We start from the raw sequence: 21,247 nt of genomic DNA, 5'->3' as shown, positions 1-21,247 counted from the left end.
ATTCAATTTTACCATAATCAGGTGAGGAGTTATATATTTTTATGCAAGAAAAAACCCCGTAATTATACGGGTTGTGGCGTTTCGCAAACGTCTAATGTTATAAATATAAGGAGGTGAGGAATATGAACTTCTTAGATCTATTTGCAGGAGCAGGAGGGCTTTCTGAGGGATTTTTAAGAGCAGGGTTCGAGCCAATAGCACATATAGAATTAGATATAAATGCATGTAAAACTTTAAGAACGAGATCTATATATCATTATCTTAAGCAGAATGATATGATGCACTTATATAGGAAATATCAAAAAACATATAATAAAAGTGATAATATGAGAGATAAAGAAATGGAAAAGCTTTTATCTCATATTCCTCAAGATAAATTAGAACCTATAATGAATATAGAAATTTCAGAAAGAACATTACCATATATATTTGGTCAAATTGATAGTAGGCTAAAGGTTATGGAGAATGAAGGAATTGATTTAATAATAGGTGGACCTCCATGTCAAGCATTTTCTTTGGTTGGGAGAGCGAGAGATGAAAATAATATGGAAGATGATCCAAGAAATTATTTATATAAGTTATATATAAGATTTTTAACTAAATATAAACCTAAGGCATTTGTTTTTGAAAATGTTCCAGGGATATTAACGGCTTTTAAAGGAAATTTATTCAAAAACCTTCAGGCATATATGAAGAGAGTAGGATATAATATTGAAGCCTGTAAACTAGATGCTAGAGACTTTGGGGTTCTACAAAGCAGAAAAAGAATAATTATTGTAGGCTGGAGAAAGGATTTAGAATTCTATTATCCATCAATTGAACCAGTTAATATAGATTATACTGTAAATGATATATTTAATGATCTCCCAAAGATTCGCGCTGGAGAAAAATATACTAAATTTAAATATGTATGTAAACCTAATAGATATCTTTTAGACACAAAATTGAGAAATGATGATGATGTTATTACCCATCATATTGCTAGGCCGAATAATGAAAGAGATTTAGAAATATATCGAATTGCAGTCAATAAATGGAATTGCGAGAAGGCAAGAATTAAATATACAGATTTACCTGAAAGACTTAGAACACATAATAATCTGAGTTCTTTTCTTGATAGATTTAAAGTTGTTGCAGGAGATGAAAAATATTCACATACAGTTGTTGCACATATTTCAAAAGATGGGCACCATTATATTCATTCTGATATTATTCAAAATAGATCTATTACTGTTAGAGAAGCAGCAAGAATTCAATCATTTCCAGATGATTATTTTTTTGAAGGGCCAAGAACTTCAAATTTTGTTCAGATAGGAAATGCAGTACCACCATTGATGGCAGAGAAAATTGCTATTTGGTTTTCTGATAAGCTTTAATTTCAAAAAAATTAGATTCAATGTAAATAGGTAAGGTAGCTGTTCTTTTGAATAGCTACCTTTTTTGATGGATTTTCATATGTAAATACTAACAGACTTGATAATAAAAAAATTTTCTTGTTAATATATTGGGAAAATACAAGAAATTTATAGAGGATATTGCCAATATTTGTAGAAGATAATTAACAACTAAACGTACTATAAGTTTATCTAAATGAATATTATAAAATCAGTTTTAAAAATTTTCGAACAGACTATAATATGGTTATTTTCTTTTGAAGTAAAAACAAAATCTAGGGGGTATGTAAATGGATGAACTAGGTACTTATAAAATTAGACCTGCTGGCAAACATGTCCTTACAATTGGTGAAGGTTTAATACAAGATCAATATGCAGCAATTATAGAACTCGTTAAAAATGCGTATGATGCAGATTCAGATGATATAAGTATTTGTTTTAGGAGTAACGAGAATAAAGATTTCTTACAGATTTGTATAGAAGACCATGGACATGGCATGTCCAATTATGATGTGGTTAATAAATGGCTTGTTCCATCAACTGATTATAAATTGAAAGAACGAAAAAGTCCTAAAGGAAGAATAATGCAAGGCCGAAAAGGAATAGGAAGATATGCAGCTAGTATTTTAGGTGATGATTTATTACTCAAAACAGTTACTAAAGAAGGCGAAAAAACAGAACTATATATAGAGTGGGACAAATTTAAGAAACATGAGTATTTAGATCAAGTAGAGATTTTAGTCGAGACAGAATATGTAGAAGAATTGAGTGGGACAAGTTTAACTATTAATGGAGGAAGAGAAAGAATAAATGATTGGAGTGACTTATCCTTAAATAAATTAAGGTTTGAATTGAAAAAGCTTATTCCTCCAAAGACAGATGATACTTTTGACGAAACGTTTAAAATACAATTATGTTTTGAAAAATTCTTTGAAGGACAAACTGAAGTTATTATCGAAAATATTACACCATATCCAATTCTAGATCTATTTGATTATAGAATTAGTGGTATGATTGATTCAAAAGGGCTAGGGTCATTGGTATATCAAAATCAAAAGATAAGAAATGGTATTGAAGAAGAGTTTCAAATTGATTTTAGTGAAACAGGCTGTGGGAACTTAAAAGTTGATATACGTGTATATGATCGTGATAAAGATGCCATAGAACAGCTAATAAAAAGGGGCTTAAAGGACGAAAATACTGGTCATTATATTTCAAAACTTGAAACTCGACGTCTTCTTAATGAAGTGAATGGAATTGGTGTTTATAGAAATGGTTTTAGAATTCGGCCATTAGGTGATGCTGATTTTGATTGGTTAAAGTTAAATGAACAACGTGTACAAAATCCTTCATTAAGAATTGGTAGTAACCAAGTTGTTGGTTATGTCCATATTGAGTCGGAGGAAATATCAAATTTAGAGGAAAAAAGTGCAAGAGATGGTTTAAAAAATAATTTAGCATATGAAAGACTAAAAGAGATAACATGTAAGGTAATTGCAGAATTGGAGAATAGAAGGTTTATTTTTAGGAGAAAAATAGGTCTTTCAAATCCAATAAAAAAAATTGAAAGAAACATAGAAGAACTATATAATTATTCGTCATTAATAAAATCTATCTCATCATCATTAAAAAAAGCTGGATCATCACAAGTAGTGATTGATGAAATTGAAAATATTATTTCAAAAGAACAGAATGAAAAAAATGAAGTGGTTGAAGAAATTAAACGTTCAGTAGCTGTGTATCAAGGACAAGCAACCTTAGGAAAAATAGTGAATATTATCCTACATGAGGGTAGAAGACCCCTGAATTATTTTAGAAATCAAATACCAAATCTAAAGTTTTATTTAGATAAATTTTTAACTGAACCTGATAAGGCCCCAGTAGAAAAAATTAATTATTTGACTTCTGGAATTACAGAAAATGCCGGAGTTTTAGTTACGCTATTTAGTCGTTTAGATCCTTTAGCAGCAAAAAGAAGGGAAACTAAAGCAGAGTTTTCACTATTAGATACACTTAATGGAGTAGTTTCAGTTTTTGAAAATGAATTTAATTATAAAAATATAAGTTATTCTATAAATTGTTCAAAGGAAGTAAAACTTTTTGGTTGGAAACAAGATTTTTATGCAATATTTACAAACCTGATTGATAATAGTATTTTTTGGATTGAAGAGAAAAATTGTATTGAACGACATATATCTATCGAAGTACTATTTATTGAGAATGAATTGCAAATAAATTATAAAGATACTGGACCGGGTATCGATGCTGAGTTGTTAGAAAGTCAAGTTATTTTTGAACCAGAATTTACAACAAAGACAAATGGAACAGGTTTAGGACTTGCTATTGCTGGAGAGGCTGCAAAGCGTAATGGGTTACTACTTATAGCTTTACAAGACGATAAAGGAGCTTATTTCAATTTGAGTACAGAACAGTGAGGAGATTAAAATGTATAAATTTTTGTTGATTGAAGATTCTAAGGATGATGTGGAAGCTTGTCTTGACACAATTGAAAGAATGAACACACAAAACAGTGAAATGAGAATAGAAATAGTTGTATCAAATACTTTTAGAGATGCGCTAAAAGAGTTAGAAAAGGAATATAATGGAGTTATTGTAGATATAAATTTAGATGAAGGAAATAGTGGTAATTTTATTATTCGAACAATAATTGAAAACTATAGACTACCTGTTGCTGTAATGACAGGTACGCCTGACACAGAATTAGAAAAAGACTCCCCTATTAAGATATATAAAAAAGGTGAAGCTAGTTATGAACAGATAGTAAATAATCTTATAAAATCATGTGCCACTGGACTTTTTAATGTAATCGGAGGTAAAGGTATAATACAAAAAGTAATGAATCAAGTATTTTGGAATAATCTTTATCCTCAAATTCAATTATGGGAGAATTTATATGAACAGAAAATTGATGTAGAAAAAATATTATTACGGTATTCAATAGCTCATATTCAAGAACTTATTGATGATGAAGTCCCTAATTATATTACAGAAGAAATGTACATTAAGCCGCCTATAAATGACAAGCTTAGAACTGGATCAATTATTAAATCAAAAAAAGATGGTATGTATTGTGTAGTATTATCACCTCCATGTGACTTAGTGTTACGTGATGGTATTTTTAAAACCGATAGAATTATGCTCTGTGAAATAGATAGTGAAGAAACAGTAAATCAGGAAATTACACAAGGCGTAAAACAAGCAAAAATGAAAAAAGTGTTATTACCTGCAATTAGAAATAATTATAAAGAGTATTATCATTGGCTTCCTAGTAATAGTTTATTCAAAGGAGGATATATCAATTTTAGAAGCATATTAACATATACGCCAGTGCAACTTAAAGAGGAATTTTGTGACCCTGAGTTACGTATACAAGAATATTTTATTAAAAGTATCCTAAATAGATTTTCATCATATTATGCTCGTCAAGGTCAGCCTGATTTTAATTTTGATGCAGAAGCAGAAATAATAATTCATAAATTACAGAATACTGCAAACTGATCAAACCTTTTTACAAAAATTAATAATATAAAAATAATAAAGAACTAAATTTTGATCAAACTTTTTTAAAAAATCAAGTTCTTATTTTACGAAAAATCAATAGATTAATAGATTATTTTGATCAAACTTTTTTATAAACCTACAGCTGTCGAATAATAATATAGACTGATGAAATAAAAAAGATTATTGAATAGAAATAAATGTATATGTAAAATAATGTCTTGAGATGTAAAATAAACTCGTTAGAGAGAAAATAAAATTGTTAGAAAAATTGTGGATAGATTGTGGATTTTGCTCTACATCTGCTCACAATTTTTTTATTTTTTTGAAGGAAAACAGACCGGGGGACAGAAGATTTTATTGAATACATATATTGAAACAAATATTGATAAAACCTTGATAAGATAAGACTTTAAGCCATGTGTTGATTTCTTATATTGAAAGATTTTATTGATTTTAAGACTGAAAAGGGGGCAAATTTTACCCCTTAAACCTTGCTCCTTACGACTAACTTTCCAACGACTTTATTTTACTGAAAAGGCTCAAGAAATAAGGAAAAAGGGCTAAGAAATGACCAGTTTTTCTAAAAACTTTATTTTACTTTCATAAAATGGAAAGGGTATTGAAAAGTGGGTGGAAGATAGGTGGAATAAGGGTTTGAGGGGTATTGGTGGGTTAGGGAGTTTTCTCAAAACATTATTTGACTTATACAATAAAGATTTGAGAAGAATTGTGGATTAAACTCAGACTTTATGTTATACGTGAACGAACAAAATAAACTCGCACTAAAAATAATAAAGTCATACTAAAGAAAATAAACTTGTAATAAAAGTCATGTGATTTTAGGATGAAAATGCCTGAAATTGCATGGCTTTTTTTGTATAGAGGAGTAGCAGAGCAAAATTACAATTTTTCTTATAAAATTAAGAATTACTATACTTAGTTAGATTAGATTGAATAGTAGTTAAAAAAACAAAATAATGAAATGAATATATAATTTTATTTTCAAATAAAATGGGTAAATAAATGACATACTATTTTGTATAAAATTAAAAAAATAAGGAGGATAACCTATAATGATAAAAGATTTTAATACTGCAATAAAAGAGAGAAGAACTATATATGGAATTAGTAAAGAAACCACTGTTTCAGATGAAAGAATTCAGGAAGTCATAAATGAAGCTGTGATACATACACCTTCTGCATTTAACTCTCAAAGTGCAAGGATTGTTGTTTTATTTGGAGAAAACCATGATAAATTATGGGATATAACAAAAGAAGCTTTAAAGAAAATCGTTCCTGAAGATAAATTTGCTCCCACTGAAGAAAAAATCAATTCATTTCGAAGTGGATATGGAACAGTTCTATTCTTTGAAGATATTAGCGTAATTGAATCGTTGCAACAACAATTTGCTACTTACAAAGATAATTTTCCAATTTGGTCACAACAATCTTCAGGTATGCTGCAATATGTAATTTGGACTTCACTAGAAATCGAAGGTCTTGGAGCATCATTACAACATTATAATGAACTTATTGAAGATGAAATAAAGAAACAATGGAATATACCGAATAATTGGAAACTAATAGCACAAATGCCGTTTGGTAAACCATCTGCTCCAGCTGGAGATAAAGAATTTAGGCCATTAGAAGAAAGAATTAAAATATTTAAGTAAATTTAATAATATAAGAAATTTAATATCTTCGAAAAAACAGGTATGTACTCTTTGGTAGAAAAGCATACCTGTTACTTATATAAGCTTTGATTATAGATTTACAGTTAAGTTATTTGAATAACAGCGATTTATAAAAAATTAGAAAGGGGACATAGGTGATTTGATATGAAAAAAGCATAAGTATGATTCTATCTATGAGCTAACAAAATAAATTCGTACTTAAAATAATAAAGTTATATTCAGGAAAATAAACTTGCAATAAAAGTCATGCGATTTTGAGATGAAAATGCTTAAGAGTGCATGGCTTTTTTATTCCAGAAGAATAAAAAAACTTCATATGGTAAATATATTTATTAAATAAATGTATGGAGGTATATAGGTGAAAGATATTTTAAAGTCACAATTAGAGTCATATAAAAGAGATAATAGTAGAAGTAGCAAAGAAGCAATGCTAGATACTATGAATTCTATAACTAACTCAAAGTCAGAGAATGATGTTTCAATGTTAAACTCAATACAAAGAGCAAAAAATGCTTTAACAAGTAGTAGCGGTAATAAGAATGAAATAGTCCAATCAGTAGAAAGTGTAATATCAAGGTTAAGTTAAACCTATTTTGACATAGGTATATGCTAATAATAAAGTTCAGTGAAAGATAAAAAAGTATATCTATATGTAGTCATGGTTATACAAAACATGGATATTTCCAACAATTTAATACTTTTTATAAGAAAAGACAACTACCATATATGGTTTAAACATACATATATAGTAGTTGCTTTTAGTATACACGAGATGAAATCTGGTGAATTAGCAACGACTCTGAACACTACTGTGTTATTATGACTAAAAGTTCTCGTTTTATTAACTTTGCTTGATATTAAAAACATAATCATTAGGAATTCTAATATACCCTCTTATATGGTTGTTTTTCTCTCTTTCAATAATTCCAGATACGTTATTAATATTACCTTCTGCAACTATTATTGAGTTATTTGTATTTTCAATAATTATCCCTATGTGGTCATGTGGTTTATCGCAAAATACTTTATCATACAGTACAATATCTCCTTTTTCAGGTAAAAAATGTTTATCTTCTCTAGAATAGTAGAAATGATTTTCATGCAATTTTGCCCACTCTTCCCATGCACCACATCCTGCGAAGCTAAAAGTTACTTTTTCATTTGGATATTTTACTGGTATATTGAACCCTGCTTTTATGCAACAATAATATACAAACGCAGCACACCATTTTCCATCCCAATTCTCTAATGCCCATTTTGGAAATAAGTTAGCTATTGGCTGTATGTTTGACTTTACAGTCATCACATTTCCATGTAAGCATTTTTGCGCTTCTTCCTTTGCAATATTGGCTAATTTTTCTCTCTTTGTCATGCTAATCCTCCTATATTTTGAAGTTTAACTCTTTCTTAACTGTATTTTCGTGCTTTTGCATATGCAATATTGTCGACATTTATATTATAAATGAATAAAATAATAATACTAGACTTATAATTCACAATGTGTTATGATGTACAATGTGCTATGCCTAAAAACAGCTAAGACAAACATGTGATAATGTTTGTCTTTTTTATATAAACAAAAATTAGTTAAAAACATACACAGAAACTTTTAATATCTACCCAGCACAAAGAAATGAATTAAATCAATAATAACAAGGAAAATAGTAGTAACTTACTGCCAATATCCCCAAGTATATAAATAAGTTTTTATTTTCATTCATTTTAGAACTCTCTTCTACTTAATCTCTTTTTAACTATATAATCATGAAAAAAACGGAAAAATGTAAGTCTCTATCAAGTAAGTGGACATATATTCACATAAATAAAATAAGCATATGAATTGAAAAAACTAGGCATAATTACAAACAGAAAAAAGTTTTAATAATATAGATAAATGCTTAAAATAATATATAATTTAATAATATAAATAGCTATTAAATACAGAATATGATAACTTATTTTTTTAATAGGAGGAGAAATTATGATTAATGAAAATGAACAAAAACTATATGACATTTTAAACACGTTAAAAATTGAGTATAGTAGATATGAACATAAACCAATATATACTATTGAAGAAGCTAACCAATTGGATATATGTATCCCAGGAGAACATTGTAAAAATCTTTTTATCCGTAATAGAAAAGGAGATGTTCATTATCTTGTATTACTAGATCAAGATAAGAAAGTAGATTTGAAGCTTTTATCTAAACAGATAGGATGTACAAGCTTATCATTTGCTTCAAAAGAAAGACTATATAAATATTTAGGTCTTGAACCAGGTTCAGTTACCCCTTTTGGATTAATAAATGATACTAATAAAGAGGTACAAATCTTAATAGATAAAGACTTAGTTAATGCTAGTAAAATTAGCTTTCATCCAAACGTAAATACTGCAACAATTAGTATTTCTTATATAGATCTAGAAAAGTTTATAAAATGGTGTGGTAATAAAATTACCCCTATCTGTATTGAATAATAATTTGTTTACAAATACATTATGTTATGCTATTCTAATAGTAGAATAGAGGAGGTAAAATATGACTGAAATAGAAGTGATTTTGCTATCGCTTTTACATGACAAAGATTATTATGCCTATGAAATAGAAACTATAATTGATCAAAGAAATATGAGAGAGTGGACAAATGTAGGATTTTCTTCTATATATAATTCTTTAAATAAGCTTGAAAAGAAGGGGCTAATAAACTCAAGATACGAAAAGGAATATGGTTCACCTAAGAGAAAAGTATATTCTATAACAGATGAAACAAAGTTAATCCTAAAAAAAAGCGTTATTAAAATGTTAAGTGAGTATAACCGTGATTCAAGTATATTTGATGTTGGGATGGCATTTTCATATTTAATTTCAAGAGAAGAATTTTATGAAGCACTGATAAAGCGCAAAGAAAATCTAATAAAAAGAAGAGCGTTTGTACTTGAAAAATATAATCAGCATCCATCGGCTAAAAAAAGACCGCATATAAAGGCGTTATTTGAAAGACCGATAATATGTATAGAATCTGAAGAAGCATGGATTGAAGATTTTATAAATCAAAATTTTTTTAAATAGCTATTCTATATATATAATAGCTAGGAGGTTGATTATGTACCTAGAACATTAAATTAATAAGCAAAAGTTACTTATTGATTTAATTTAGGACGTATTTAAAACAACAATATAACCAAAAAATAATATTATAAAGGAGATGTTTTAATTATGAGTAAACCTTTAGTTAGTAATGCATTTCAGACTTTTATGAATGAGGCACCAGAACATGCAAAAGCATGGATGGAAACAGTACAAAAATTAGATGCTGCTAGTGCACTTGATAAAAAAACAGAAGAACTTGCTTACATATCAGTTTTAGCAGCAGCTAGACTAGAAAGTGGAATATCTTTTCATGTAAAACAGGCAAAGATGAATGGTGCAAGTAGGGAAGAAATAATAAGCGCTATATTAATAGGCTTACCAGCAGTAGGTAATATCGTAACTTCATCACTTCCAATTGCATTAGAAGCTTATGATAATGAATAGGACAATATAATAGATTATGGAGATAAAAACACAGTTTCGGTTGGTAGTCCGAACCTATCAATAATAGATAGCAGTAGCCTTCCCTCCTGGGGTCGTCCATTCTCCATTTAGGATTGTTTATCAGGAGGTATTTAAAATGAAAATAAGTAGTGAGTTTACAGTTTTATTTGAAGAGCCTTTTTGGATAGGTATATTTGAAAGGACCTATGATGAAGAATACGAGGCTTCAAGAATTGTATTTGGTCCAGAACCTAAAGACTGTGAGGTATATGACTATATACTAAAAGAATTCAATAATATAAAATTCTCTAGTCCTATATCTATAGAAAAGAAAAAGGATAGAAAAATAAATCCTAAAAGACTCCAGAGAAAAATAAGAAAAGAGATTGAAAACAAAGGAGTTGGAACAAAGGCTCAGCTTGCAATACAGCTCCAGTATGAGATAAATAAATTAGAAAAGAAAAAGAAATCAAAAGAAAAGAAAATTGAAGAGCAAAGACAAAAATTTGAGCTAAAACAGAAAAAGAAGAAGGATAAACGTAGAGGTCATTAATAAACTGCAATAAAAGGTATATGACTTCTATTTAATAAATTCTTTCTGCGCACAAAAATCTATTAAAAATAAAATAAAAATGCTTGATAAGGACATGTAAATCAGATTTAAAACCTCATTACGTGTCTTTTTATTTTCACGACATATAGACACAAACAATAGAAAGATGTTGAGAAATTACAGTATATAATTATTTCAAAAAATTTAATAAATAATAAAGGGAAAAATGCTGATTAGGAGAATAAGAGTAGTAGTATAGATTCATATCATTTAACTCGGAGGTATTTATGAAAGTCGAACTTTTAGAAATTGGACAGGTGAAAGAAGATGATTTGAGATTTGCAGTTATAAGTGCTTTATTTAAAGATAAATGGATATTTGTAAAACATAAAGAAAGAGATACATTGGAGATACCAGGTGGACATAGGGAAATTGGTGAAGATATTAATGCTACTGCAAAAAGAGAATTATTTGAAGAAACCGGAGCAAAGACTTTTAAAATAGAACCCATATGCGATTATTCTGTTACAAGAGATGATGAATCATCTTATGGCAGACTATTTTATGCAGAAATAAAGGATTTAGGTGATTTACCTGATCTAGAAATAGGAAAGGTAGAATTATTTAACAAGTTGCCAGAAAAATTGACATACCCAGATATACAGCCTTTTTTACATAATAGAGCTTTAAGGGAGAAAATAAAAAGAGAATATTTTGGAAAAAAAGTTAAGGTAGTTATGGACAGACCATTAGGTTCTAAGCATAAAAAACATGGATTTATATATCCAATAAACTATGGGTATCTTCCTAATACAATTTCAGGCGATGGAGAAGAAATAGATGCCTATATTCTAGGTGAGTTTGAGCCATTGAAATCCTATGAAGGATATGTTGCTGCAATAATACATCGTAAAAACGATAATGAAGATAAGTTAGTGGTCTGTAGAGAGTTAGATGTGTATAATAAGGATCAGATTAAAGCACTAACAGAATTTCAAGAGAGATTTTTTGAGTCAGAAATCATTATGTATTAGAGATAAAAGGGAATTAGTTTTTGAGATATGTAGAGGAGCGGATGGCATATGAAAATAAAAGTAATAGATGGTGCTTTAAAAAAGGATGTTATTGATTTTATAAAAGATAATTGGGGTTCAGGAATAATGGTAGTAAAGGGCAGGGTTCATAATATGGAGTTGCTACCTGGGTATGTAGCATTAGAGGATAACAAAATCATAGGACTTGTAACATATAATATTGATAATGAGGAATGTGAAAATGAAGAGATGCTTGAGATCATGAAGGAAAATGATTATGAAGATATGTCAAGGACGATGGGATTCACAGGAAGAAAAGAAATGATTAATATGCACAACTCTATGATGGATGGAAATGGTTTTAGATTTAACATGATAAAATTGTTCCAATCAACTTAACAGATAATAAAGGAAAAAAACTTAATAAGGAGAATAAAAATAGTAGTATAATTTTATATATTTTAACTTTGAGATATTTATGAGGGCAGAGCTTTAGAAAATGTACAAGTAAAAGGGCAGGCTTTAAAGACTGTAGTAATAAATGCTTCATTTCAAGATAAAATGATAAGAAGGTGTTAAGATGAATAAACATGAGTATGAATCCTTCAAACCGTTTGTATCTGCAAACGTTGTCCTGCCAGAATTGACAATAACTTCAATTGTTTCTGGAATCATTTTAGCTGTTATTTTTGGTGCTGTAAATGCCTATCTAGGATTAAAAGTAGGTATGACTATTTCAGCATCAATACCTGCAGCGGTTGTTTCAATGAGTATAACTCGTTACTTAATGAAACGAGATTCAATACTTGAAAACAATATGGTACAAACTATAGGATCTGCAGGAGAGTCTTTGGCTGCAGGAGCAATTTTTACAATCCCTGCAATGTTTTTGTGGGCTAGGGGTGTAGATGTCAGATTGCCAAGTATGGGATTTATCATTTTAGTTAATATATTTGGAGGACTTCTAGGAGTCTTATTTATGATTCCTCTAAGAAAAGCTTTGATAGTTAAAGAACACGGGTATCTGCCATATCCAGAAGGTTCTGCTTGTGCTGAAGTCCTTCTTGCTGGAGAAGAAGGCGGAGATAAAGCCAAGGCCACTTTTGCAGGTATGGGGCTCGGAGCCATATATAAAATATTGACTGATGGTTTTAAACTTTTTCCATCTCGACTAGAGTATGTATTTCCAAAGCCTTTTCCCGCAACTATCGGGGGAGACTTTTTACCTGCAATTTTGGGTGTTGGATTTATTATAGGCAGGCGAACAGCAGGATTCATGCTAGCAGGATCAATACTTGGGTGGGTTATATTTATTCCAATGATTGTTGCATTCGGTGGAGATTTAGTAGTTTTTCCAGCCAATGCTTCAATTGCTTCATTAGATAATATGGGAATATGGAATTACTATATCAGGTATATTGGTGCTGGAGCGGTTGCTTTTGGTGGATTACTGGCTTTGATTAAATCAATACCTTTAATTTATGGCACTATTGTGGAAACTATAAGAGGCTACAATGAAATGGTCTATCATTATTCAATGATTAGAACAGATAGAGATTTACCACTTTCTACGGTGATTTTAGGTATTCTATTTATTGGATTTTTATTAACCGTTACTCCAGTGATTAAGCTTGGATTGATAGGATCGATTATTGTTATAGTTTTCGGATATTTTTTTGCTACAGTATCTTCTAGGATTGTTGGCTTAATTGGAAGTTCATCTAATCCTATTTCTGGTATGACTATGGCAACTTTATTGGTGACTGGAATGATTTATAAAAGAGTTGGACCAGTAAATCCAAGTGTTATTATTTCTGTTTTTACTATAGGGTCTATTATATGTATTATTATTGCAATGGCAGGTGATACTTCTCAAGATTTAAAGACAGGCTTTCTAGTTGGAGCTACACCATATAAGCAGCAAGTTGGAGAGATGATAGGAGTTATATCTACTGGGATTGTTTTAGGCAGTATATTGTTATTATTAGATTCAGCTTGGGGATTTGGTACACCTGAATTACCAGCACCTCAAGCAACGTTGATAAAGCTAGTTGTGGAAGGAGTAATGGAGGGTCAATTACCGTGGATTCTAATTTTTATAGGCATAGGAGTCGGACTCATGGTAGAGGTATTACAGCTTCCGATTTTACCTATTGCCATTGGTTTATACCTACCAATTCATCTTTCAACAATCATTTTTGCAGGCGGAATTATTAGAGGATTGCTTGAAAAAGAGTGGTTTGATTTCGATGACTATGAAAGAAAGCTTAAAATAGATTCAGGGGTACTCTTTGCATCTGGTATGATTGCCGGAGAAGGCGTTATTGGAATTATATTTGCATTATTTGCAGTGTTAAATATATCTATTGCAGTAGGGATTAATCTGGGATGGATTGGTACAATAATTATATTTGCCACGCTTGTTTATGTGATGCTTCGTTGGTCAGTATTTAAAAATGTGGAAGAATAGAGTCGTCTTGTGCGACTCTATTTTTGTATAAACATTTCGAAAAAAATATTTATACAAAAATAGAAGGATATATGCATAAATATTCACAACCCTTGTTAGTCATGAGAATGTACTTAATTGATTATTAAACGAAATATTACAAAAAAATGGCTGTGGCGACTTTAGTTTACAATCTACCAATCGTTAGGCTGTGTATTTGTTTTAACACCTAACTGAGTTAGGTAGATAATTTCAATAGGTTAGCGCGTGTATAATTAAGTAATTTAGGGTTGATATTCTCATTTGATTTATTAGAAAAATACTATTATAATTTTTATCGTAGAGGTACTTCTAAACAACATGTGTGTACACATAATATATATTCTCGACAAAATTGATCACTTTGTCAACAGAGAATAAAAGTATAATTATTAATTTAGCACATATTTAGAAGGGGGAATAGAATATGTCTACAAGTGAAAGTGCAAAGGAATTTAAACCGTTTATTTCTTCGGATAAAATCCTTCCAGAATTTACAGTCACCTCAATTATTCTTGGTATTCTTTTAGCAGTTGTATTTGGAGGTGCAAATGCGTACTTAGGACTAAAGGTTGGTATGACTATTTCTGCGTCTATTCCAGCAGCAGTAATTTCTATGGGATTCATCAGAGGAATTTTAAAGAAGGAATCAATTTTAGAAAACAATATGGTTCAAACCATAGGCTCTGCAGGAGAGTCTTTGGCAGCAGGAGCAATATTTACACTGCCAGCTCTTTACATCTGGACTAGTCAATGGAATATGGGAGCACCAAACTTACTTTCAATCACAGCAATTGCTCTTTGTGGTGGTATACTTGGAGTATTATTCATGATACCATTGAGAAAAGCATTAATAGTGAAAGAGCATGGAGTTTTACCTTATCCAGAAGGTACAGCATGTGCTGAAGTTCTTCTTGCTGGTGAAGAAGGTGGTGTTAAAGCTAAAACAACATTTACTGGACTTGGTATTGGAGCCTTATATAAGTTTATAACAGATGGCTTAGGATTATTCCCTAGTGAAGTTGAAACAACAATCCCTGGTTATAAGGGCGCTGCTATTGGTGGAGATGTATTACCTGCACTTCTAGGGGTAGGGTTCATTATTGGTCCTAAGATATCTGCATACATGCTTGCAGGGGCAGTTATAGGATGGTTCGGATTGATTCCATTGATTGCTAATATCGGCTCTATGGGCAATGTTGTTATGTACCCTGCACCAGTACCAATTAGCGAACTTACCCACACAAAAATATGGGATTATTATATTAGATATATCGGTGCTGGAGCGGTTGCTTTTGGTGGTATTTTTAGTTTAATTAAGTCATTACCATTGATAGCGCAAACCTTCAAGGATGCAATGAAAGACTATTCTAGCAGTATTGGTGGGAACTCTTCTAATAGAGTTGATCAAGATATCCCAATGAAATTGGTATTGATAGGTACATTGGTTATTATATTAGTAATGATGATGCTACCAATTATTCCAGTAGGCTTTACTGGGGCATTATTAATAGCAATTTTCGGATTCTTCTTTGCAACAGTATCTTCAAGAATAGTTGGTTTGGTAGGTTCTTCTTCAAATCCTGTGTCTGGTATGACTATAGCTACTTTAATTATTACTGCTATTATTTTTAAGGCATCAGGTAATGACGGTCATGCAGGTATGATTGGAACATTGACTGTTGGCGCAATTATATGTATTATTGCAGCAATGGCAGGAGATACGTCACAAGACTTGAAAACTGGTTTTTTAGTTGGTGCTACACCGAAAAAGCAACAGATTGGTGAATTAATTGGAGCTGTAGCTGCTGCACTAGCTATTGGTGGAGTATTAACATTATTAAACAGTGCATGGGGTTTTGGCTCAGACAAATTACCAGCACCTCAAGCAACTTTGATGCGTCTTGTAATAGAGGGTGTTATGGGTGGTAATTTACCATGGGCGTTAATATTTACAGGAATTGGTATTGGTGTAGCTATAGAGCTTTTAGGGCTACCGGTATTACCAATTGCAATAGGATTATATTTACCAATTCATCTATCAACACCTATAATGGTTGGTGGTATAATAAGAGGCATTTTGGATAAAAGACTTAAAAAGGATGAAAACGATTCCTCTAAAATTAAAGACAAAATTGATTCAGGAATTCTCTATGCTTCAGGTCTAATTGCAGGTGAAGGGCTTATTGGAATTTTACTTGCTGTATTTGCAGTAGTAGGATTAAATGTAAATATGGGCATAGATCTTGGCCAAATAGGTGCACTAATATTCTTTGCTGTATTAACATTGTCCTTATATATGTACTCGATTGGCAAGAAAACAGAATAATAAATAATATAATTTAACTAAGTGGGGAGATTTCCTCCCCACTTTTAAAAAAAGAGGTGTGAAAATGGGAAGGAAAAATAAGAACTTTCTAGAAATGGTTCCTAGAAGAGTAGAAAAAGTTAAATGGATAGTATTAGACAATGGGAAAGTTCAAATTGTTATTGACAGAAATGGTTTTTTTGACAAGCTTGTACGTTTTTTTGCAAAGACTCCAGAGGTTATGCGAATTGATTTAGATGAATATGGCAGCTACGTTTGGAAAGCTATTGATGGTGAAAAAACAACTTATGAAATATGTGAGATATTAAAATCAGAATTTGGTAAAGATGTAGAGCCATTATATGAACGTTTCGGAACTTATATTAACATTCTTAAAAATAACAAATTTATTGAGATTTAGGAGGATTTATATGAAGGTAATCATTCAAATTCTCTTTATGGCAGTTACAGTAGCGTTTCTAATTAGTTGGGGATATATTAAAAAACAAAAAAAACAAGAAGAACTGTATAGTTTATTATTAAAAAAATGTGAAAAAAAGATCCTAAATGGATTTAAGGATAAAAGTAGTCTTTCTAAAACAGAAATAGAAAATATTATAAAGGACACTAAGGCATCACTATTTTGGTCAAAGAGCCGAGCACAGATCGAAGATGCAAGATTATTTAGTGATACTGTTATTGAGTTTCTATTAGATCAATCAGTTATTCAAAAAGATAATAGGAATAGATATCAATTATTAGAGAGGTGATAAGCTTATGGAAAGAGTATTATCAAATTTACAGCCTCAAAATGTTTTTAAACACTTTGAGGCATTGACACGAATTCCTAGAGAGTCAGGTAATGAACAGGCTGCAAGTGACTACGTAGTAGAATTTGCTAAAAGTCTGGGATTAGAAGTTATTCAAGAACCATCAGCAAATGTTATTATTACAAAGCCGCCGACACCAGGTTATGAAAACAAAAAAACAGTTATTATTCAAGGACACCTAGATATGGTATGTGTTAAAGAAGATGATATTGAATTCGATTTTGAAAAAGATCCAATTACACTTGTGCATGACGGCGATTGGATCAAAGCAAAGGGTACTACTCTTGGGGGAGATAATGGAATAGCAGTTGCAATGGCTATGGCAATATTAGAAGATAAGACTCTTGAACACCCAGAGATAAAAGCACTTTTTACAGTAGCAGAAGAAACTGGAATGGATGGAGTACTTGATTTAAATCCAAATAATATCTCTGGGGATATTTTGATAAATTTAGATGCAGAAGAAGAGGGAGTACTTCTAGCTTCTTGTGCTGGCGGAGTTAATAATATAGTTACTCTTGATTTGGATAAAAAGGCTCCCGAAAATGATACTGCTTATAGAGTAGTGTTAAAAGGCTTAATTGGAGGTCACTCTGGTATAGAAATCAATAAAAGAAGATCGAATGCTATTACAACATTAGGTAGAATATTAAATAAGTTAGATAATAAAATTGAATTTGAACTTGCTTCAATTTCTGGTGGTGATAAGATGAATGCTATTCCTAAGAAATCAGAAGCGACTATAGTTATAAGTCATGATAACGTTGAAAATATGAATAAGACAGTAAAAGATTTTGAAAAAATATTAAAATCTGAATTTGAAGTGTCTGATCCAGGTTTAAATATTGAATTAAAAGAGGTTAGTTGTCCAGAAACAGTGTATGAGAATAAAAATAAAACAGCGATTATAAATCTACTATGTTTAATTCCAAACGGTGTTCAAACTATGAGTGCTAGCATTGATGGATTAGTAGAAAGCTCAAATAATTTAGGAGTATTAGGAGAAGAAGATGGTAAGTTGGTATTTTTTAATGCTATTAGAAGCTCTGTCATATCACTAAAAGAAGATATTAATTATCGTATTCAAATGATTTGTGATTTAGTAGGAGCAGAGATGCGTCTTGAAGCAGATTACCCATCGTGGCCATTTAAAGTTGATTCAGAAATTAGAGAATTGATGAAAACGGTTTATGAAGAACTCTACCATAAGCCTTTAAAGGTAGATGCAATTCATGCTGGTCTTGAGTGCGGATTCTTAAAACAAAAAATAGGTGATATTGATATGGTATCATTAGGTCCAAATCTGTTTGATGTTCACACTCCAAAAGAACGTTTGAGCATATCCTCTACACAAAGAGTTTATAACTTTTTACTAGAAGTGCTAAAAAGATTATAGGAAGGTTTCTATGTCATAAAAATGCCAATCCAAAAGGATTGGCATTTACCATTTACGGCCTAAATCAATGGTTTTAAAACTAAGATTTTTTCTTTTTTTATTTTGTGTTTGATTGCATAAGCTTGTCCATAAATTTTCATATAAGGTTGTTCTTATAGAGTATAAATCTATTTTTTTATAAACACTTGAAATCACTATCAAGCCTTCAATTCTTGATAATATCTCGATTGCAGTGGTTTTATAATCCAATGAAGGCCTAAGCTCTCCTTGGGCTTGACCAGTTTTTAGGATTCTTTCAATTTCTCCAATCAAGTAATCATAATAGTCGTTTATAGTTTTAGACACACTCTCAAATCTATTTGATGACATTTGAAAAATTTGTTCAATATTAATTGGTTCATTATAATTATTTCCAATTAGTACTGAAAGATTAGAGTTAAAGTCTATAATTGCTTCGAAAAAATCTTCAAGCTGTTTTTTTGTAGATTTTGAAGGATCATTTACTTTTGATAAAACATTCTTAAGCTCATTGACAATTAATTCAATACCTTTTGATAATAAATCTTCTTTTGACTTGTAGTGATAATAAATAGAAGGCTTTTTTATACCAATATCATCAGCAATTTGACTTAAAGTTGTATAGTCATAGCCTTGGGTTAAAAAATATTTAAGAGATACTTTTAAAATTTGATCCTTTGTCGACATATAACCTACCTCCATTAGTTTATTATAGCATTTTATCAAAAAACTGTAAATAACTCAGATATAAGGAATTGTTATTTACAAAGTATTACAGTAATGGTATAATAAAAACATAGAAAAATATTCGGTTTGAGATGATGAGAACCACACAGGCTATCTTATGGAAATATAAGAAAACTTTGTTGTGGTTTTTTTTTATGGGGTTTATCATAGTATTTAGAAAACACTATGAATATATTTTTATAATAATTCATAAATAGCGTATAGGGAAGGGGGATTAGTGTAGTGGAAAAGAAGTATATATTAGCATTAGATCAAGGAACTACAAGCTCTAGGGCAATATTATTTGATCATAATAGTAAAATAGTCAGCATGGCTCAAAAGGAATTTAAACAAATATATCCAAAGGCTGGCTGGGTAGAACATGAGCCAATGGAAATATGGGGTACTCAAAGTGGAGTTGCAAGGGAAGTACTGGAGACTGCTGCAGTAAAACCAGAGGAGATAGCAGCTATAGGAATTACAAACCAGAGAGAAACAACTGTAGTATGGGATAAAAATACAGGGAAACCCATCTACAATGCTATTGTATGGCAGTGCAGGAGAACAGCTAATATTTGTGATGATTTAAGAGATAAAGGACTTGAAGACTATATAAAGGAAAGTACTGGACTAGTTCTTGATGCATATTTCTCTGCAACAAAGATAAAGTGGATACTTGATAATGTAGAGGGTGCTCGAAAAAAAGCAGAGAACAATGAGCTGTTATTTGGAAATATTGACACTTGGCTACTTTGGAACCTTACGAGGGGAAAAATTCATATAACTGATTATTCAAATGCTTCTAGAACAATGCTATATAATATCAAGGAATTAAAGTGGGATGAAAAAATATTAAAACAGCTCGATATACCTCATTCAATGCTTCCAGAAGTAAAACCATCTAGTGAAATTTATGGGGTGACTGATTCAAAAACATTTGGAGGAGCAGAGATACCTATATCAGGAATAGCTGGAGATCAGCAAGCAGCTTTATTTGGGCAAGCTTGCTATGAATCAGGAATGGCTAAGAACACATATGGTACTGGGTGTTTCATGCTAATGAATACTGGCACAGATATTATTAAATCGCAAAATGGATTGCTGACAACTATAGCATGGGGAATAAATAATAAAGTTGAATATGCTTTGGAAGGTAGCATATTTATGGGTGGAGCAGTTATTCAATGGTTAAGGGATGAAATGAGGTTAATTAATGAGGCGAGTGATAGCGAATATTTCGCTACCAAAGTAAAAGATAGTAATGGAGTATATCTTGTTCCTGCTTTTGTTGGACTAGGAGCACCTCATTGGGATATGTATGCAAGGGGTTGTTTAGTTGGACTTACTCGTGGTGTTAATAGAAATCATATTATAAGAGCTGCATTAGAAGCAATAGCATATCAAACTAGGGATGTTCTTGAAGCAATGCAACAAGACTCTGGAATTAACCTCCAAAGACTAAAGGTTGATGGAGGGGCAGTGTCAAATAACTTCTTAACCCAGTTCCAGGCTGATATACTCGGAGTACCTACTGATAGACCTGAAATAATTGAAACCACAGCCCTAGGAGCAGCCTATCTAGCAGGTCTTGCTGTAGGATTTTGGAAAGACAAAGATGAAATAGCAAAGGTATGGAAGCTTGATAAAACGTTTGGGCCAAGCATGGAAAATGAAAGAAGACAAAGGCTTTACATGGGATGGAAAAAGGCAATCGAAAGATCAAAAAAATGGGAAGAAGATTAAAAGAT

19 protein-coding genes are annotated in these 21,247 nt (G+C 31.0%); 17 read left to right on the top strand and 2 right to left on the bottom strand.

Annotated features, from left to right (window positions below; genetic code table 11):
- Positions 1-122: 122 nt before the first annotated feature.
- From HNR33_RS21490 to HNR33_RS21470, 5 genes are all read left to right on the top strand, one after another.
- Positions 123-1,376 carry a DNA cytosine methyltransferase gene (locus HNR33_RS21490; protein ID WP_429087731.1) on the top strand — a complete coding sequence of 418 codons (1,254 nt, stop codon included), beginning with the start codon at positions 123-125 and terminating at the stop codon, positions 1,374-1,376.
- Positions 1,377-1,684: 308 nt separating this feature from the next.
- A complete protein-coding gene (locus HNR33_RS21485) occupies positions 1,685-3,829 on the top strand; it encodes an ATP-binding protein (protein ID WP_429087728.1) in 2,145 nt (714 codons plus the stop codon).
- Positions 3,830-3,839: 10 nt separating this feature from the next.
- Positions 3,840-4,913: a DNA-binding transcriptional response regulator gene (locus tag HNR33_RS21480; RefSeq protein WP_429087726.1), complete on the top strand. Its 1,074-nt coding sequence runs from the start codon at positions 3,840-3,842 to the stop codon at positions 4,911-4,913.
- Between the two features lie 1,076 nt (positions 4,914-5,989).
- Positions 5,990-6,589, top strand: a complete 600-nt coding sequence (locus tag HNR33_RS21475; RefSeq protein WP_429087725.1) for a nitroreductase family protein — start codon at positions 5,990-5,992, stop codon at positions 6,587-6,589.
- 379 nt (positions 6,590-6,968) lie between these two features.
- Positions 6,969-7,196 (top strand): hypothetical protein, encoded by a 228-nt coding sequence (locus HNR33_RS21470; protein ID WP_429087722.1) that lies wholly within the window; start codon positions 6,969-6,971, stop codon positions 7,194-7,196.
- A gap of 255 nt (positions 7,197-7,451) precedes the next feature.
- Here the strand turns inward: HNR33_RS21470 and HNR33_RS21465 are convergent, their stop codons facing one another.
- Positions 7,452-7,982 (bottom strand): CHAP domain-containing protein, encoded by a 531-nt coding sequence (locus HNR33_RS21465; RefSeq protein WP_429087719.1) that lies wholly within the window; start codon positions 7,980-7,982, stop codon positions 7,452-7,454.
- Between the two features lie 609 nt (positions 7,983-8,591).
- Between HNR33_RS21465 and HNR33_RS21460 the strand changes: the two genes are divergently transcribed.
- The 11 genes from HNR33_RS21460 (at position 8,592) to HNR33_RS21410 (ending at position 18,755) form a co-directional block, all read left to right on the top strand.
- A complete protein-coding gene (locus HNR33_RS21460; protein ID WP_429087716.1) occupies positions 8,592-9,089 on the top strand; it encodes a prolyl-tRNA synthetase associated domain-containing protein in 498 nt (165 codons plus the stop codon).
- A 61-nt stretch (positions 9,090-9,150) separates the two neighbouring features.
- Complete coding sequence (locus HNR33_RS21455) at positions 9,151-9,681, top strand: PadR family transcriptional regulator (protein ID WP_429087713.1); 531 nt, start codon at positions 9,151-9,153, stop codon at positions 9,679-9,681.
- Positions 9,682-9,828: 147 nt separating this feature from the next.
- On the top strand, positions 9,829-10,146 hold the full coding sequence (locus HNR33_RS21450; RefSeq protein WP_429087710.1) for a carboxymuconolactone decarboxylase family protein: 318 nt from the start codon (positions 9,829-9,831) through the stop codon (positions 10,144-10,146).
- A 136-nt stretch (positions 10,147-10,282) separates the two neighbouring features.
- Positions 10,283-10,699, top strand: coding sequence for a YjdF family protein (locus tag HNR33_RS21445; RefSeq protein WP_429087708.1), 417 nt, complete (start codon positions 10,283-10,285; stop codon positions 10,697-10,699).
- A gap of 287 nt (positions 10,700-10,986) precedes the next feature.
- Positions 10,987-11,733 carry an NUDIX hydrolase gene (locus tag HNR33_RS21440; protein ID WP_429087707.1) on the top strand — a complete coding sequence of 249 codons (747 nt, stop codon included), beginning with the start codon at positions 10,987-10,989 and terminating at the stop codon, positions 11,731-11,733.
- 48 nt (positions 11,734-11,781) lie between these two features.
- Complete coding sequence (locus HNR33_RS21435) at positions 11,782-12,132, top strand: hypothetical protein (protein WP_429087705.1); 351 nt, start codon at positions 11,782-11,784, stop codon at positions 12,130-12,132.
- 181 nt (positions 12,133-12,313) lie between these two features.
- Complete coding sequence (locus HNR33_RS21430) at positions 12,314-14,203, top strand: OPT family oligopeptide transporter (protein WP_429087702.1); 1,890 nt, start codon at positions 12,314-12,316, stop codon at positions 14,201-14,203.
- 445 nt (positions 14,204-14,648) lie between these two features.
- Complete coding sequence (locus tag HNR33_RS21425) at positions 14,649-16,550, top strand: OPT family oligopeptide transporter (RefSeq protein ID WP_429087699.1); 1,902 nt, start codon at positions 14,649-14,651, stop codon at positions 16,548-16,550.
- Positions 16,551-16,614: 64 nt separating this feature from the next.
- A complete protein-coding gene (locus HNR33_RS21420) occupies positions 16,615-16,950 on the top strand; it encodes a PqqD family protein (protein WP_429087697.1) in 336 nt (111 codons plus the stop codon).
- Between the two features lie 10 nt (positions 16,951-16,960).
- Positions 16,961-17,299 carry a hypothetical protein gene (locus tag HNR33_RS21415; protein WP_429087694.1) on the top strand — a complete coding sequence of 113 codons (339 nt, stop codon included), beginning with the start codon at positions 16,961-16,963 and terminating at the stop codon, positions 17,297-17,299.
- A 7-nt stretch (positions 17,300-17,306) separates the two neighbouring features.
- The gene (locus HNR33_RS21410; protein WP_429087692.1) at positions 17,307-18,755 is read left to right on the top strand and encodes an aminoacyl-histidine dipeptidase; all 1,449 of its coding nucleotides are present in this window, start codon (positions 17,307-17,309) and stop codon (positions 18,753-18,755) included.
- A gap of 45 nt (positions 18,756-18,800) precedes the next feature.
- On the opposite strand, the gene HNR33_RS21405 is transcribed toward HNR33_RS21410, so the two are convergent.
- Entirely contained in the window at positions 18,801-19,460 is a 660-nt protein-coding gene (locus HNR33_RS21405) for a TetR/AcrR family transcriptional regulator (RefSeq protein WP_429087689.1), read from the bottom strand.
- Between the two features lie 282 nt (positions 19,461-19,742).
- Here HNR33_RS21405 and glpK point away from each other — a divergent pair, with 282 nt between their 5' ends.
- Positions 19,743-21,242, top strand: a complete 1,500-nt coding sequence (gene glpK, locus HNR33_RS21400; protein WP_429087686.1) for a glycerol kinase GlpK — start codon at positions 19,743-19,745, stop codon at positions 21,240-21,242.
- Positions 21,243-21,247: the final 5 nt, after the last annotated feature.

The organism is Brassicibacter mesophilus, from assembly GCF_050433385.1.
In the GTDB taxonomy this organism is placed as follows: Bacteria; Bacillota; Clostridia; order Tissierellales; family Proteiniboraceae; genus Brassicibacter; species Brassicibacter mesophilus.
This window is presented reverse-complemented; position numbering and strand designations above follow the sequence as displayed.

Excerpts from the sequence above, each read along its gene's own strand:
- HNR33_RS21490 (WP_429087731.1), top strand. The coding sequence starts at position 123 with ATGAACTTCTTAGATCTATTTGCAGGAGCAGGAGGGCTTTCTGAGGGA.
- HNR33_RS21485 (WP_429087728.1), top strand. The coding sequence starts at position 1,685 with ATGGATGAACTAGGTACTTATAAAATTAGACCTGCTGGCAAACATGTC.
- HNR33_RS21480 (WP_429087726.1), top strand. The coding sequence starts at position 3,840 with ATGTATAAATTTTTGTTGATTGAAGATTCTAAGGATGATGTGGAAGCT.
- HNR33_RS21475 (WP_429087725.1), top strand. The coding sequence starts at position 5,990 with ATGATAAAAGATTTTAATACTGCAATAAAAGAGAGAAGAACTATATAT.
- HNR33_RS21465 (WP_429087719.1), bottom strand. The coding sequence starts at position 7,982 with ATGACAAAGAGAGAAAAATTAGCCAATATTGCAAAGGAAGAAGCGCAA.
- HNR33_RS21460 (WP_429087716.1), top strand. The coding sequence starts at position 8,592 with ATGATTAATGAAAATGAACAAAAACTATATGACATTTTAAACACGTTA.
- HNR33_RS21455 (WP_429087713.1), top strand. The coding sequence starts at position 9,151 with ATGACTGAAATAGAAGTGATTTTGCTATCGCTTTTACATGACAAAGAT.
- HNR33_RS21450 (WP_429087710.1), top strand. The coding sequence starts at position 9,829 with ATGAGTAAACCTTTAGTTAGTAATGCATTTCAGACTTTTATGAATGAG.
- HNR33_RS21445 (WP_429087708.1), top strand. The coding sequence starts at position 10,283 with ATGAAAATAAGTAGTGAGTTTACAGTTTTATTTGAAGAGCCTTTTTGG.
- HNR33_RS21440 (WP_429087707.1), top strand. The coding sequence starts at position 10,987 with ATGAAAGTCGAACTTTTAGAAATTGGACAGGTGAAAGAAGATGATTTG.
- HNR33_RS21435 (WP_429087705.1), top strand. The coding sequence starts at position 11,782 with ATGAAAATAAAAGTAATAGATGGTGCTTTAAAAAAGGATGTTATTGAT.
- HNR33_RS21430 (WP_429087702.1), top strand. The coding sequence starts at position 12,314 with ATGAATAAACATGAGTATGAATCCTTCAAACCGTTTGTATCTGCAAAC.
- HNR33_RS21425 (WP_429087699.1), top strand. The coding sequence starts at position 14,649 with ATGTCTACAAGTGAAAGTGCAAAGGAATTTAAACCGTTTATTTCTTCG.
- HNR33_RS21420 (WP_429087697.1), top strand. The coding sequence starts at position 16,615 with ATGGGAAGGAAAAATAAGAACTTTCTAGAAATGGTTCCTAGAAGAGTA.
- HNR33_RS21415 (WP_429087694.1), top strand. The coding sequence starts at position 16,961 with ATGAAGGTAATCATTCAAATTCTCTTTATGGCAGTTACAGTAGCGTTT.
- HNR33_RS21410 (WP_429087692.1), top strand. The coding sequence starts at position 17,307 with ATGGAAAGAGTATTATCAAATTTACAGCCTCAAAATGTTTTTAAACAC.
- HNR33_RS21405 (WP_429087689.1), bottom strand. The coding sequence starts at position 19,460 with ATGTCGACAAAGGATCAAATTTTAAAAGTATCTCTTAAATATTTTTTA.